We start from the raw sequence: 12,935 nt of genomic DNA on the forward strand, positions 1-12,935 counted from the left end.
CCTGCCACCGGCGAACCACCGGACGGGGAGACGCCCGCTCGACTGGAACTCGGGACCGTGGCGACCTCTCGGCTCGCTCCGGCGGCGACCTATCGGGCCGTCCCGTCGGCGGCGGCGTCAGCGCCCTCGGCGTCGCCGGCGTCCTCGACCGACCCGGCCAACAGCAGACCGACCGCGTCGTTGAGCGCGTGGATGCAGACGAGCGCCACCACGTCGCGCACGAGGAGGTACATGACCGTCGTCAGGAGCGCGGGGACGGCGATTCTGGCGACCGCGCCGCGCTCCCAGCCGACGGCGTGGCTCGCGGTGAACGCGGCGAACGAGACGCCGCCCGCGAGGAGCGGGCTACCGGTGAGTTCGAGCAGGCGCTCGATAGCGTAGCCGTGGAACAGCACCTCCTCCGTAATCCCGGCGGTCCCGGCCACGAACAGCCGGTGTCTGACCGACAGCGAGGCCAGTCCGGCCATCCCCTCGTCGAGACCGCCCACGCCGAGTCGGTCGAAGACGGGCGTCGTCACCGCGTTCGCGACGAAGAGGACGAAGACGCCGCCGCCGACCACCGCCACGAACGCGAGGGGGGCAAGCGAGCGGCCGGTCATCGACGACAGCGGCCGCCCCTCGACGACGAGGACGTAACCGCACAGGAGGGCGAAGACGGCCCACTTGTTCGCGTCGCTGACGAGGAGGTCGGCGCGGAGGCCGTCGGGTTCGGCGAGGTACCGGTCGGCGAGCAGGCCGACGGCGGCCATCCCGAACAGCGCGACGGCGAGTCCGCCGAGGACCGCGACAGTCACCACGTGGAGCCACCGCTCATCGTCACGACGCTCGGTGCGGAGCGGAAAAACGGTTTCGCGTGGGGTCGGCGCTCGGCCCGCGAGGGGCCGCGGGTATCTTCGACCGAGGGAGGACGCCCGTCGACCGCGACCGACGACGAGAGACCGGGACGACCGCGACCGACGACGAGAGACCGGGACGACCGCGACCGACGACGAGAGAACGGCCGCGAGATTCAGACGGCGTCGCGTCCGGTCTTGCCGGTGCGGACCTGAACCGCGCTCTCGACCGGGAGGGTGAACACCTTTCCGTCGCCTTTCTCGCCCGTCTGGGCGGCGTCGGCGATGGCGTCGACCACGTCGTCTGCGGGGATGTCGGCGACGACGCACTCGATTTTGACCTTCTGGTGGAGGTCGACGGTGTACTCCTCGCCGCGCCACTGGCTCTTCTTCGCGGGCTGGGAGCCGCGGCCGGAGACGTTGGTGACGGTGAGCGACGGCGCGCCGATTTCGGCGAGCGCGGTCTTCACGTCCGAGAGCTTGTCGGGGCGGATGACGGCCATCACGAGTTTGATGTCGCCGTCGTTCGGAAGGTCGGAATCACTCATGGTTAGTCCTCCCGTCCCGTCGTCATGAATCCATCCCCGCTCGGGACGCCGGAGCCGTCGGTGCGGATGCCGGTGTCGGCGTCGGGCGAGCCGAACTCGGGGTAGGTGTCGACGCCGTGTTCGGCCGTGTCGAGGCCCTCGCGCTCGTGGTCCGAGGAGACGCGGACCTGTCCGACGGCGCGGAAGCCGCCGAAGACGACCGCGGTCGCGACGAACGTCCAGATGGCGATGACGCCGACGCCGAGGACCTGCGGGACGGCCAGCGAGACGAACGACGCGCCGTCGTGCCACAGCGGGACGGCGAACACCGGGTAGAGGAGCGTCCCGAGGACGCCCGCGGAGCCGTGGACGGGGAAGACCGCACAGACGTCGTCGATTTGGAGGCGCTTTTCGACGAACTCGAAGACGACCGGGAGCTGCGCGCCGGCGAGGAGGCCGACGACCAGCGCGCCCGGCCAGACGATGTCGTCGGCGATGGCGGTGATGCCGACGAGGCCGGCGAGGACGCCGTTTGCGACGTAGAGCGTGTCGACCTTGCCGGTCTTGTACATGGCGACGCCGCCCGCGCCGATTGCGCCGGCGGCCATGCCGAGGGTGGTCACGAGGGCGACGCGGCCGACGTAGGCGAAGGAGCCGAGCGTGACCCCGACGTCGGCGTACGCGAGGGGCGCGGCGGCGGTGCCGACGTTGAAGCCGTACCAGCCGAACGCGAGGATGAGCGTGCCGAGGACGGCGAACGTGATGGAGTGGCCGGGGATGACGTTCGCGGTGCCGTCGGGCTTGAAGCGGTCCATGCGCGGGCCGATAATCCACGCCGCGGTGAGGCCGGCGATGCCGCCCATCCCGTGGACGATCATGCCGCCGGCGAAGTCGTGGAAGCCGAGCGCGTCGAGGAAGCCGCCGCCCCAGGTGAAGCCGACGACGACGGGGTAGATGACGCCCGCGATGAGGATGGTGTACGTGAGGTACGCGCGGAGCCGGGCGCGGCCCGCCACGGCACCCGAGACGATGGTGGCGGCGGTCATGGCGAAGACGGCCCCGAACAGCCAGTCGACCCACGCCGTCGTCGCCGAGGCGTCGGGCGCGTAGAGGCTCATGAACGCCCCGGTGATGTCGGTGATGTCCAGCGCGGAGCCGCTGGTGAGGGCGGCGACGATGGACGACACGGCCGCGCCGAGCAGGAAGAACACGATGACGCCGATACTCCACGTCAGTAAGTTCTTGGTCAGTTGGTTGGCGACGTTCTTCGCGCGGACCTGCCCGGCTTCGAGCATGGCGAAGCCGGCGTGCATGAAGAAGATGAGGAACGTGACCGTGAGGACCCACACGAGGTTCACGCCCTCGACGACCGTCGCGAGGTCGGTCTGCAAGGGTGTCAACATACGGTGCCTCCGGCGAACGGTTCGAGCTGGGAAGTTGGACAGTCGTTCATATTGGTGCTCGATTCGCGACCGAATGTCTCGCGAACCATGTGAGATGCTATCTACAGACGTTCATATAACGGTTCGCGTTGACAAACGTATAGAAAAAGGAGTTCTGAGAGACGTATGTCCGATATAAGATGATGTATGTGTTGTATAAGGGCGTAAGGTCGCCACTTAGTGTACAAATGTTGCCGAGCAATCCTACGAACGTAGTGTCGGATTAGTAATAGAAACGGCGTGGGGGCGTTCATCGAACCCCGGTCGGATGCGCACTCGCGCGGACCGCGGCGAGGGCGGCGAAAGGAGACGTCAGGTCGGTTTCGGTCGTCCGTGCGCGCTCAGACCGCCGGATTGCCCTCCTTGCCGGTGCGGACCTGGACCGCGCTCTCGACGGGGAGGACGAATATCTTCCCGTCGCCTTTCTCGCCCGTGTGGGCGGCGTCGGCGATGGCGTCGACCACGTCGTCGGCGGGGATGTCGGCGACGACGCACTCGACTTTGACCTTCTGGTGGAGGTCGACGGTGTACTCCTCGCCGCGCCACTGGCCCTTCTTCGCGGGCTGGGAGCCGCGGCCGGAGACGTTGGTGACGGTGAGCGACGGGGCACCCGCCTCGGCGAGCGAGGTCTTCACGTCCGAGAGCTTGTCGGGGCGGATGATGGCCATCACCATCTTGATGCCCTGTTCGTCGGCCTCGTCGCTCATTGGTCGTCACCCCCGTTGGCTTCGACGGTCTCGTCTTGCTCGACGCCGCCGTCGGTGCGGACGCTGCCGCCGTCGGTCGCCGTGGGCGAGCCGAGCGCGCCGTCGGGGCCGGCGTCGCCGACGAATTCGGGGTAGACCGAGACGCCGTGTTCGCCGGCGTCGAGGCCTTCTTCTTCCTCTTCTTCCGAGACGCGGAGACCGAAGATGGCGTCCGTGATGGCGAAGACGATGGCCGAGGCGATGATGGTCCACGCGGCGATGACGACCACGCCGACGACCTGCATCACGAGCTGGGTGCCGGAGAAGCCGCTAACCGCGAAGACCGGGATGAGCGCCGTGCCGACCGCGCCCGCGACGCCGTGGACGGCGAAGACGCCACACACGTCGTCGATTTTGAGCGAGTCGACGGTCCAGCGGTACGCCGGCAGGACGATTGCGCCGCCGAGCGCGCCGAGGATGAGGCCGCCCCACCACGTGACGTGGGGGACCGCGCCGGTGACTGCGACGAGGCCGGCGAGCAGGCCGTTCGCCATCCAGAGGGGGTCGGGCTTGCCCTGGTAGCTCGTCGAGACGATCATCGCGGCGACCGCGCCGGCGCCCATGCCGAGGGTCGTCACGAGGGCGACGCGACCGAGCGCGGCACCCATGAACTCCAGACCGCCGCTTTCGGTGGTCGCGAGGACGGTCGCCTGCGTGCCGACGTTGAAGCCGTACCAGCCGAACGCGAGGATGAGCGTGCCGAGGACGGCGAGCAACATCGAGTGGCCCGGGATGGGCTGGCTGTTGCCGTTCGCGTCGAAGCGGCCCTTACGCGGGCCGACCATCTTCGCGCCGACGAGACCGGCGACGCCGCCGCACATGTGGACGACGGTCGCACCGGCGAAGTCGAGGTAGCCGACGCCGAGGGCGGCACCGATGTAGCCGCTCCCCGAGAGGAGGCCACCGGACCACGTCAGGCCCTGCACGACGGGGTAGATGATACCCGTGATGGTCGCCGCGAAGACGATGTACGCGCGGAAGTCCATGCGCTCTGCGACCGCGCCGGAGACGATGGTGGCGGCGGTCATGGCGAAGACGGCCCCGAAGAGCCAGTCAATCCACGCGCCGGAGTCGCCGATGTACGAGAACGCGGCGGCGACGTCGAAGCCGCCGGGCGACGTGAGGCCGCCGACGATCGTCGCGACCCCCGCGCCGACGAGGAAGTAGACGAGCACGCCGAGCGCCCAGTCGGTCATGTTCTTCATCAGCACGTTGCCCACGTTCTTCGCGCGTACCTGCCCTGCCTCTAAGAGCGCGAAGCCCGGCTGCATGAAGAAGATGAGGAACGAGACGACGAGGATCCAGACGTAGTTGACCCCCTGCGCGACAACGCTCGGGTCGACCTGCAGTGGAATCACGACTGCCCACCCCACGCGGCCTCCGGTGACCGTTCAGTTACTTTTGCTCCGTATCCGTGTGGATTCTGGTGCTTCATCACGGTTCGGCTTCATGGTGAGTTAGTACATAAAGTGTGGGGTTGATTTTGTCAAATTTAGTGAGGCGTAATACCACAACTGCACAAAATGGGCTAGAATATTACGCATATAAGGTTGTATATCGTCCAAGGATTTTGAGATTCTCGGAACTTCTGTGGACGAACGTTCAGGAAAATGTTGCCTGACAAGTGTGTTTTGGCCGTGCGCACCGCGGTATCGTGTCCCGCGGTTCGGCGTTCGAATCGGTCGGTCGTGGGCGGTCGACTCGCCCCGCGACGCCTCAATCGAGGTTCCGTGCCACGTGTTCCGCGAAGTACGTGATGATGAGGTCCGCGCCCGCCCGCTTCATCGAGAGGAGCGACTCGCGGGCGACCTCGTCGAGGTCGAGCCAGCCCTTCTCGGCGGCGGCGTGGAGCATCGCGTACTCGCCGGAGACGTTGTAGGCGGCGACCGGGTGGTCGTAGCCCTCGCGGACGGCGCGGACGATGTCGAGGTACGGCAGGCCCGGCTTGACCATCAGCACGTCCGCGCCCTGCTCGACGTCGAGCGCGACCTCTCGCAGTGCCTCGCGGGCGTTCGCCGGGTCCATCTGGTAGTGCCGCCGGTCGCCGAACGCCGGCGCGCCGTCGGCCGCGTCGCGGAAGGGGCCGTAGAAGGCGCTCTCGTACTTCGCGGCGTAGGACATGATGGGTATCTCGTCGTGGCCGGCGTCGTCGAGAGCCGCGCGAATCGCGCCGACCATGCCGTCCATCGAGGCCGAGGGGGCGACCATGTCCGCGCCCGCCTCGGCGTGGGAGACGGCCGTCTCCGCGAGCAGGTCGAGGGTCGGCCCGTTTTCGACCGTCAGCGTCGGGTCGTCTTCGGCGCGGTCCTCCAGCACGCCGCAGTGGCCGTGGTCGGTGTACTCGCAGAGACAGACGTCGGTGATGACGTAGGCGTCCGTCTCGGCGGTGATGGCGCGGACGGCCTCCTGTACGACCCCGTTTCGCGCGTACGCGCGCGACCCCTCGGGGTCCTTCGACTCGGGGATACCGAAGACGATGACGGCCTCGACGCCGGCCTCGCACACCTCGGCGACGCGGTCGGCCGCCTCGGCGACCGGCACGCGCTCGTGGCCCGGCATGGACTCGATGGGGACGCGCTCGTCGGTCGTCGCGTCGACGAAGACGGGCGCGACGAGGTCGGTCGCGTCGAGCGTCGTCTCCGAGACGAGCGGGCGAATCCCGTCGGTTCGAAGCCTGCGGGGACGGTCGGTGAACTCCATACGCGGGGTTCGGTCGGCGGCGGCAAAATGCCGTCGCTCCCGTCGTGTCGCGCCATGTTATCCAAACCATAATGAACATGATGCCGCTCGAAGCACGCGTAGCCATGAGCGCTTTCACCGCCCAACTCCCCGACTTCCTCCGGGACCTCCTCGCGTCCGACCTCGCCCTCGTCGCCCTCTTTTTGGTGTTCGTACTGGAGGGCGCGATGCTCCTCTACGTCGCGCCGAGCGAACTCCTCGTGCCCGGGGCGCTGGCGCTGGTCGGCGAACGACTGTTGATACCGATTCTCGCCGTCGCCGTGCTCGGCGCGACCGTCGGTCAGGTCGCGCTGTTCCTCGTCGCCAAGCGGGGTGGCCGCGAGTACCTCCTGTCGCGGTCGTGGTTCCGCGTCGGCGAAGACTCCCTCGACCGGTTCGACGGCTGGTTCGACCGCTGGGGCCCCGTCGTCGTTCCGCTGAGCAACGCGATGCTGTTCACGCGCGGGATGCTCACCGTGCCGGCCGGGCTGTCCGGGATGTCGGCGAAGCGGTTCGTCGCGCTCTCGGCGCTCGGGACCGTCGTGTTCGAGAGCGCGCTCGCGGCGCTGTACGTGTTCGGAGGACAGGTGCTCGCGTGAGCGGACGCGGGGCCGCGCGCGGCGACCCGGCGCGGCGGCGGTAGGCGGGCGTTAGTGGAGGGACAGCGGCGGGGCGGCCGTCACTTTGTTCGGTTAATATCGAGTTTTTCCTTCAGAGCGGCGAGTTCCTCGGATTCGGCGAGTTCCTCGACCCGCTTGCGGAAGTGTCGCTCGCAGAGGCCGACCTTAATGTGGTCTTTCTCGGCGGCGTATGCGGCCTCACGGTCGCAGTAGTGACACTGCATACCGCCCCTTCAGTTCCGATGGGATTTAACTCTACGCCCCACGGCACGTTCCGTGTTATTCACGGACTAACACGGTTAGAGACCGTCTACCGCCGCGGCGAACCGGGCGAAGTCGGTCTCCGGCGGCCCGGCGCGACCGAGCGTCTCGTCGTGGGCGTCGCTCCCGCCCGTGGCGAGCAGGTCGTAGCGCGCGATGGCCTCCTCGACGAGGTCGCAGTCGACGTCGAACCCGTAGGGGTAGTAGCGCTCGACGGCGTCGAGGTCGGCACAGAGTTCGAGCGCGCCGGCGGGGTCGCGGTAGCGAAACGGGTGTGCGAGGCCGACCACGTCGCAGGCGTCTCGGAGGGCCGAAACGCCGTCGTCGAACGTCGGGAGTTCGCGCGCGACGTAGCAGGGGCCGTCCGCGCCGATGAGTTCGTCGAACGCGCCCTGGTAGTCGTAGGGCGCGTCGCTGGCGTCGATTGCGCGGGCGACGTGCGGCCGGCCGACCCCGTCGTGGATGTCGATGTCGAGGTCGACCCCGGTTTCCGCTTCGACCGCCGCGACGATTTCCCGCGCCCGCTCGACGCGGTTGCGCTGGAGTCGGTCGACCGTCTCGACGAGAGCGGGCCGCTCCCTGAGGCCGTAGCCGAGGAGGTCGACCCGGCGGTCGCCGGCGTCGACGCGCAGTTCGATGCCGCGGACGACTGTCACGCCGTCGCGTTCGACCACCGGCGCGTCGAGGTCCGGGTGGTAGCGGTCGTGGTCCGTCACGGCCACCACGTCCACCCCGCCCGCGCGGGCGGCGTCGGGGAGCGCGTCGACGGTGAGCCGACCGTCCGAGGCGGTCGTGTGGAGATGAAGGTCCGCGACCGGCGGGCTGTCGTCCATGCATCGTGGTCGGGGCGAGGGGGAGACAAACGTTGCGCCCAGTGTGTCATTAAGGACGATTAAGGACTCCAATGCCACTAATCATATACATGGAAAATCATTAAGAATGTGGGCGGCACAGTCGTGGATGTAATGCGCCTGAACGGACTCGGCGACGCCATCGATCGCCACGAATACCCGATTAGCTCGACCGACTTCGCCCAGCGGTACGGCGACAAAGTAATCGAGCTACAGAACGGCCAGGAGACCGTCGCACAGATTCTGGCCCGTCTCGGCGACGAGACGTACACGTGCCCGCAGGACGTGCGGGACGCCCTCTTCACCGGCGTCGGTCACGAGGCGATCGGTCGTCGGTACTACAGCGACCGCGACCCGTCCCCGCTCGGTGAGAACGGACCAGAGATGGTCTCGTTCTGAGGTCGGTTCTCGTCTCACTCCGATTTTCTTTCTGACCGCGACTCCTGAGCCGTCGGCTCGGCGTCTCGCTCGTCGAGTCGTCGACGACCCGTCAGTCAGAGAGCCACGGCAGGTCGACCGGAACGGACCCTTTCGAGTAGCCTTCGACCTCGCCCGACGGCCGGAGGCGGAAGACGACGGCCGGCCGGTGCCGAACGTCGGGCTTCTCGCCCATGATGGCGGCCCAGTCGTCGTCGGGGAACGACGAGCAGTCGACGAACAGCGTCACGCCGCCGCCGTGTTCGGCGAGTTGACCCTCGCCGTTGGTCTTGGTCTGGGCCGTGTCGCGGATGGCGGCGACGGGGTTGCTCACGGAGCGTCGGTTCGGCGGGAGCGGGCGCGTCACCTCGATGAGCGCGCCGCCCGCGCGGGTGTTCTCGGCGCGGAAGTCGATGGAGTGGCCGGTCGCCACGGCGATTTCGGGCGTGATGTCGTAGCCCGCCTCGTCGAGGAGGTACGCCACGTCGAACTCGCCCATCGCGGCGGCCATCCGTATCGGGTCGAAGTACTCCGAGGTGCCGAGCTTTCCGGCCATGACCTCGCGGTACTCGTCGAGGACGCCCGTGGCGAAGAACGACTCGTAGAACGCAAGCGCCTCCTCGCGGGTCGCGTCGGGAAAGCCCGCCGCGTGGTCGTGGAAGAACTCGCGGGTCGTCTCGCGGCCGTCCTTCGAGAGGAACACCGGGAGGAAGAACCACGAGAGGTGCGGATAGGGCTTCAGCCACGGCGACTGGTCGAACAGCTCGGCGATGAGTTCGCGCTGGGCCCACCGGGAGATTTCGAAGGGAGCCTCGTCGAACCCCTCCTTGTCGGTCCGCCACAGCGAACTCGGGGTCTCGGTGTTGCCTATCCAGTAGGCGTGGTCGTCGGTCCACGCGAACAGCGCGGTGTCGCCGTTGTCCATGTCGAACCGTCGGGCCTCGTAGCCGTCGGGCGGTGCGTACCACGGCGCACCCATCTCTGCGCCGAGGTTGGCGTCGAGCGGCTGGAAGACGTCGCGGGCGATGCGCGACTCGTCCCAGCGTCCGGGGGCGTAACGAAAGCGAAGCGGGCGTGCCACACACGGTGTAGTTCGGCGATTGCTTTTACCCTTTCCCGCCGCGGCCCCTGATTTCGGTTCCGTCCACCCCGCCTCCGAGCTCAGGAACCCCGAACCGCCACGAATATCACGATTGTGAATCGCTCCGATAGTTATATGTGCTACAGTCACACATGGTAAGTCGAACCATGTCAATGGGGGCATACGACGAAGCCGAACACGAACGCCGCGAGCGGATGACGAGTCAGGTCGAACCCGGCACCGACGACGACCGGAAGACCTACCGCGGCAGTGTCGAGTACGACTCCGGCGACTCGACCGACGCGCTGCTCGAACAGTTCAAGCGGATGAAGTCCGACGACTGACCGTTCCCCTCGTCCTGTTCCTGCGTACCCTCACGTCCTCGTCAGCGCCGCCGCCGTCACCGAGACGACGGTCACGGCGACGACGTGTCCGCCGACCGCGAGCAAAAGCACCGGCTGGTCCGCGACGAACGGGAGCAACAGCACCTGCGCGACCGCGAAGCCGACGTTCAGCAGGTTCACTCGCCTGACCGTCCCGGCGGTCGGGCCGTCGAACCGGTAGCGGACGGCTCCCCAGAGACCGACGACCGCCGCCCACCACGACGTGCCGATTCGGTAACAGAGGTCCCAGAGGACGAGCAGCGTCAGGTAGACCACCACGACCGGCGGTTCCGGGCCGAACAGCGTCGTCATGAGCGGCGTCCCCGGCTGTCGCGGGTCGAAGACGAACAGGTGCGTCACGAGCGCGACGAACGCGAGCACGCCCAGCACGACCTCGATGCTCGACCCGAAAAGCAGGCGTCGATAGGGCGCGGGCACCCTCGCGGCGCGGGTCCACTCGCCCATGCGGAGCATCACGACGCTCCCCGCGGCCGCGACGACGATGGCCGCGGTGCCCGCGACCGCCGCGGCCCACAGGTCGTACACCCACGCGAAGACGAGCACCGCGGCCTCGAAGACGGCGATTTGGAGGACGATAGCGCCCGCTTCGCCGATGTTCACGCCCGGGAGCGCGCCGACGATGCTCTCGTACACCCACGTCTCGCCGTACTCCGGGGCGTCGTTCATGTCCCGCTCCTACGGCCCCGCGGTATATCAATCGCCGCTGCGCTGGGGGCGCGCTCGCGGGCGGTTCGCGTCCCGCTCACGTCGGGGTCGTCGGCTCCGGTTCCACGGTGTTCTCGCGCTGTTCGCGCTCCTCGCGGAGCGCCCGCTCGACCGCGGCGTCGAACGGCGTCTCGTCCACCGCGACGATGTCGCGGATGCGGTCGTCGCCGACGACGACGGGGTTTTTCAGCCCCTCGATGAGCGGCCGGGCGACGCCCGTGTCCACGTCGGTCACGAGCCCGATCCAGTACGACGAGAGCCGCGGCGTCAACACGGGGACGGGGACGATTCGGGGCGCGTGGCCCAACTGCGCGCCGACGCGCTGGAGCATCTCCCGGTAGGTGAGCACGTCCGGGCCGCCGATTTCGTAGGTTTCGCCCGCCGTCTCGGGGTGGTCGAGGACGCCCGCGAGGTAGGCGACCACGTCCGCGATGGCGACGGGTTGACACCGCGTCTCGACCCACTGCGGCGTCACCATGATCGGCAGGCGCGTGGCGAGTTGGCGGACCATCTCGAAGCTCGCGCTCCCCGCGCCGACGATGATGGCCGCCCGGAGGGTCGTCAGTTCGGGCGCACCCGACGCGAGGATGTGTTCGACCTCGCGGCGCGACCGCAGGTGCGCCGAGAGTCGGTCGCGGTCCTCGCCGAGGCCGCCGAGGTAGACGATTCGCCCGACGCCGGCGTCCTCCGCGGCGTCGACGAAGTTGCGGGCGGCGAGGCGGTCGCGCGCCTCGAAGTCGCCGCCGGCGTGCATCGAGTGGATGAGGTAGTACGCCGCGTCCACCCCCGCCATCGCGGGGGCGAGCGTCGCCGGTTCGAAGATGTCGCCTTCGACCACCGCCGCGCCGGGCGGACCGTCGTAGCGCGCCGCGTCGCGGACGAAGACGACCACGTCGTGGCCGGCGTCGAGGAGGAGGGGCACGAGGTGCCGGCCGACGAACCCGGTCGCACCGGTCACGAGCACTTTCATGTCGTACGATAGCGCCGCTCACGATGTTAACGTGTCGCCCGTCCGACCGACCGACGACTGCCCGCGACCACTCGTCGGTCCGCCGCCGCCTCCGGTTCAGCCGTCGCCGCGAACCGCGTCCCACCCGGGCGTCTCCGGCGCGCCGCGAGCGACTTCGACCTCGTCGGGGTCGGGTGCCTCGTCGGCCGCGCTCCCGAGGCGACCGGCGACCGCGTCCCACGCGGCGACCGCGTTTCCCGCCCACGACTCGCTTTCGAGCGTCTTCGCACGCGCCCGCGAGGCGCGGTCGCCGTCGACCTCGGTCGAACCGGGGTGGGACCCGACCGCGACGCCGACGAACTCCGCGCGGTCCTCCGGCGTCAGTTCGCGGGTTTTGAGGTGGTCGATAGTCCCCGCCAACCGCTCGGGGTCCGGGTGGACGAACACCTTCGCGCCGAGGGCGTGGGGGCCGAGGAGCAGGCCGTGGAGGTCGTCCGGAGGCGCGTCGTCGAGCAGGCGCTCGCCGCCGTGGTGTCGCTCGACGCGCTCGCACTCGGTCTCCTGTTCGAGGACGAGGTTGTGACCGGGGTACTCGGCGCACTCGTCGGGGTAGAACTCGGTGTCGTGGATGCGGCACTGGAGGGTCTCGGGGTCGAGAAACGCGCAGGCGCGGAGCCACGTCCGCTCCAGTCCGAACGGTCCGACGGGCTTCGGTGGCTTGCGCATGCCGACGAAGAACGCCGGCTTCCCGGCGATTGCGGCGACTTCGACCCCGTCGATTTCGACGCCCTCGCCCGGCGACGCCTCCCACAGCCGCGGGGTGAGAACGTCGCCCAGCCCGGCATCGACGAAATCCCGAACCTCGTCGCGGGTCAGCGGGACGAGGTTGTAGGTGTCGTCGAGCGGCGCGCGCGGCCCGCGGCGCTCGTGGTCGAGCGGGACCGGCGCGACCGGTCGCCAGTCGATACAGCAGCCCGCACAGCCTTCGCAGTCGACGCGCATGCCACGAAAATTATACGCCAACCGACAAGAAGCTCCCGGCGGGTCGGTGGTGTCGGCCGATTCCGTCCCCGGCGACGCGGCGGGGCGCTTTTGCCGCCTCGGGCCCTCGGTTCCCTCATGACTTCCGAACCGTGCGACGCCTGCGGGAAGGGCGTCCGCATCGCCGGCGGTATCGGCGACCTCTGGAACTTCCCCACCTCATCGTCCGGCGGGATGACGCTGGAACTCGTCGACGGCTCCGAGCACTTCCTCTGCTTCGACTGCATGGAGCGACTCCCGGGCGACCGCGAACCGACGGCCGAGGACGTGGCGGCGCTTTAGGCTCGGCTTTCTCGGGTCCGGCGATGCCGCGACCGCACCCCGGAGCGGTGGATTTAGG

General features: G+C 68.6%; 16 protein-coding genes. 4 read left to right on the forward strand and 12 right to left on the reverse strand.

Annotated elements, in window-relative coordinates; translation table 11 throughout:
* Window positions 1-89: 89 nt before the first annotated feature.
* From NDI65_RS14740 to hemB, 6 genes are all read right to left on the reverse strand, one after another.
* Window positions 90-797 carry a CPBP family intramembrane glutamic endopeptidase gene (locus NDI65_RS14740; RefSeq protein ID WP_007275868.1) on the reverse strand — a complete coding sequence of 236 codons (708 nt, stop codon included), beginning with the start codon at window positions 795-797 and terminating at the stop codon, window positions 90-92.
* Between the two features lie 212 nt (window positions 798-1,009).
* On the reverse strand, window positions 1,010-1,381 hold the full coding sequence (locus tag NDI65_RS14745) for a P-II family nitrogen regulator (RefSeq protein WP_089777186.1): 372 nt from the start codon (window positions 1,379-1,381) through the stop codon (window positions 1,010-1,012).
* A 2-nt stretch (window positions 1,382-1,383) separates the two neighbouring features.
* The gene (locus tag NDI65_RS14750; RefSeq protein ID WP_310893793.1) at window positions 1,384-2,763 is read right to left on the reverse strand and encodes an ammonium transporter; all 1,380 of its coding nucleotides are present in this window, start codon (window positions 2,761-2,763) and stop codon (window positions 1,384-1,386) included.
* A gap of 380 nt (window positions 2,764-3,143) precedes the next feature.
* Window positions 3,144-3,509, reverse strand: coding sequence for a P-II family nitrogen regulator (locus NDI65_RS14755; protein WP_089777188.1), 366 nt, complete (start codon window positions 3,507-3,509; stop codon window positions 3,144-3,146).
* Window positions 3,506-4,921 carry an ammonium transporter gene (locus tag NDI65_RS14760; RefSeq protein WP_310893794.1) on the reverse strand — a complete coding sequence of 472 codons (1,416 nt, stop codon included), beginning with the start codon at window positions 4,919-4,921 and terminating at the stop codon, window positions 3,506-3,508. The genes NDI65_RS14755 and NDI65_RS14760 overlap by 4 nt, the downstream gene beginning before the upstream one ends.
* A gap of 343 nt (window positions 4,922-5,264) precedes the next feature.
* Window positions 5,265-6,248, reverse strand: coding sequence for a porphobilinogen synthase (gene hemB / locus NDI65_RS14765; protein ID WP_310893795.1), 984 nt, complete (start codon window positions 6,246-6,248; stop codon window positions 5,265-5,267).
* 104 nt (window positions 6,249-6,352) lie between these two features.
* Here hemB and NDI65_RS14770 point away from each other — a divergent pair, with 104 nt between their 5' ends.
* The gene (locus NDI65_RS14770; RefSeq protein WP_310893796.1) at window positions 6,353-6,865 is read left to right on the forward strand and encodes a VTT domain-containing protein; all 513 of its coding nucleotides are present in this window, start codon (window positions 6,353-6,355) and stop codon (window positions 6,863-6,865) included.
* An 80-nt stretch (window positions 6,866-6,945) separates the two neighbouring features.
* On the opposite strand, the gene NDI65_RS14775 is transcribed toward NDI65_RS14770, so the two are convergent.
* Together NDI65_RS14775 and NDI65_RS14780 are read right to left on the reverse strand one after the other, a co-directional pair.
* Window positions 6,946-7,110 (reverse strand): DUF6757 family protein, encoded by a 165-nt coding sequence (locus NDI65_RS14775; RefSeq protein ID WP_004045157.1) that lies wholly within the window; start codon window positions 7,108-7,110, stop codon window positions 6,946-6,948.
* A 75-nt stretch (window positions 7,111-7,185) separates the two neighbouring features.
* Complete coding sequence (locus tag NDI65_RS14780) at window positions 7,186-7,980, reverse strand: PHP domain-containing protein (RefSeq protein ID WP_310893797.1); 795 nt, start codon at window positions 7,978-7,980, stop codon at window positions 7,186-7,188.
* Window positions 7,981-8,112: 132 nt separating this feature from the next.
* Between NDI65_RS14780 and NDI65_RS14785 the strand changes: the two genes are divergently transcribed.
* Complete coding sequence (locus NDI65_RS14785; RefSeq protein WP_004968845.1) at window positions 8,113-8,397, forward strand: hypothetical protein; 285 nt, start codon at window positions 8,113-8,115, stop codon at window positions 8,395-8,397.
* Between the two features lie 91 nt (window positions 8,398-8,488).
* Here NDI65_RS14785 and NDI65_RS14790 read toward each other — a convergent pair whose 3' ends face one another.
* Window positions 8,489-9,496: a DUF5784 family protein gene (locus NDI65_RS14790; protein WP_089777193.1), complete on the reverse strand. Its 1,008-nt coding sequence runs from the start codon at window positions 9,494-9,496 to the stop codon at window positions 8,489-8,491.
* 167 nt (window positions 9,497-9,663) lie between these two features.
* On the opposite strand from NDI65_RS14790, the gene NDI65_RS14795 reads away from it, so the two are divergent.
* Window positions 9,664-9,840: a DUF5786 family protein gene (locus NDI65_RS14795; protein ID WP_004968847.1), complete on the forward strand. Its 177-nt coding sequence runs from the start codon at window positions 9,664-9,666 to the stop codon at window positions 9,838-9,840.
* Window positions 9,841-9,870: 30 nt separating this feature from the next.
* Here the strand turns inward: NDI65_RS14795 and NDI65_RS14800 are convergent, their stop codons facing one another.
* The 3 genes from NDI65_RS14800 to NDI65_RS14810 form a co-directional block, all read right to left on the reverse strand.
* On the reverse strand, window positions 9,871-10,566 hold the full coding sequence (locus NDI65_RS14800; protein WP_089777194.1) for a hypothetical protein: 696 nt from the start codon (window positions 10,564-10,566) through the stop codon (window positions 9,871-9,873).
* A 76-nt stretch (window positions 10,567-10,642) separates the two neighbouring features.
* The gene (locus NDI65_RS14805) at window positions 10,643-11,575 is read right to left on the reverse strand and encodes an NAD(P)H-binding protein (RefSeq protein WP_089777195.1); all 933 of its coding nucleotides are present in this window, start codon (window positions 11,573-11,575) and stop codon (window positions 10,643-10,645) included.
* 96 nt (window positions 11,576-11,671) lie between these two features.
* Window positions 11,672-12,556 carry a YkgJ family cysteine cluster protein gene (locus tag NDI65_RS14810; RefSeq protein WP_089777196.1) on the reverse strand — a complete coding sequence of 295 codons (885 nt, stop codon included), beginning with the start codon at window positions 12,554-12,556 and terminating at the stop codon, window positions 11,672-11,674.
* A gap of 117 nt (window positions 12,557-12,673) precedes the next feature.
* On the opposite strand from NDI65_RS14810, the gene NDI65_RS14815 reads away from it, so the two are divergent.
* Entirely contained in the window at window positions 12,674-12,877 is a 204-nt protein-coding gene (locus NDI65_RS14815) for a hypothetical protein (RefSeq protein ID WP_004045177.1), read from the forward strand.
* Window positions 12,878-12,935 lie beyond the last annotated feature (58 nt).

This window comes from Haloferax sp. S2CR25 (genome assembly GCF_031624535.1).
Taxonomy (GTDB): Archaea; Halobacteriota; Halobacteria; order Halobacteriales; family Haloferacaceae; genus Haloferax; species Haloferax massiliensis.